We start from the raw sequence: 586 nt of genomic DNA, 5'->3' as shown, positions 1-586 counted from the left end.
GCGGGATATGCGGCGCTTGGAATCAAAAAATGTAAAGTTCCTAAAGCAATACAGCCGATTATGCCGATCATTATTATTCCGGTGTTTGCCTCACTGATCGTCGGTTTGGCGTTTGTATTTCTGATCGGCGCCCCCGTCGCTCATATTTTCGCATCATTAACGGTTTGGCTTGCGGGAATGAAAGGCTCGAGCTCAATTCTCCTGGCATTGATTTTAGGAGCGATGATCTCTTTTGATATGGGAGGACCCGTAAACAAGGTGGCCTTTCTATTCGGATCGGCAATGATCGGAGAAGGAAATTATGAAATTATGGGCCCGATTGCCGTTTCCATTTGTATACCGCCGATAGGGCTTGGGATTGCGACGTTTTTAGGAAAAAGAAAATTCGCCGCCGCAGAAAGAGAAATGGGAAAAGCGTCATTTACGATGGGCCTTTTCGGTATCACGGAAGGAGCCATTCCATTTGCGGCCCAAGATCCCCTTCGTGTGATCCCGAGTATTATGGCGGGTTCTATGACCGGCTCGGTGATAGCGATGATCGGCCATGTGGGGGACAGAGTGGCACACGGCGGCCCCATCGTTGCTG

The 586-nt window shown here is 49.7% G+C and carries 1 protein-coding gene; it reads left to right on the top strand.

The window, feature by feature from the left end; translation table 11 throughout:
- The coding region (locus tag SB660_RS18905; RefSeq protein ID WP_410583745.1) for a fructose-specific PTS transporter subunit EIIC at positions 1-586 on the top strand (586 nt) is incomplete at both ends.

The organism is Bacillus sp. SIMBA_005 (assembly GCF_046535585.1).
Classification (GTDB): Bacteria; Bacillota; Bacilli; order Bacillales; family Bacillaceae; genus Bacillus; species Bacillus pumilus.
Note: the sequence above shows the minus strand (reverse complement) of the source record. Positions and strands in the feature narration are given on the sequence as shown.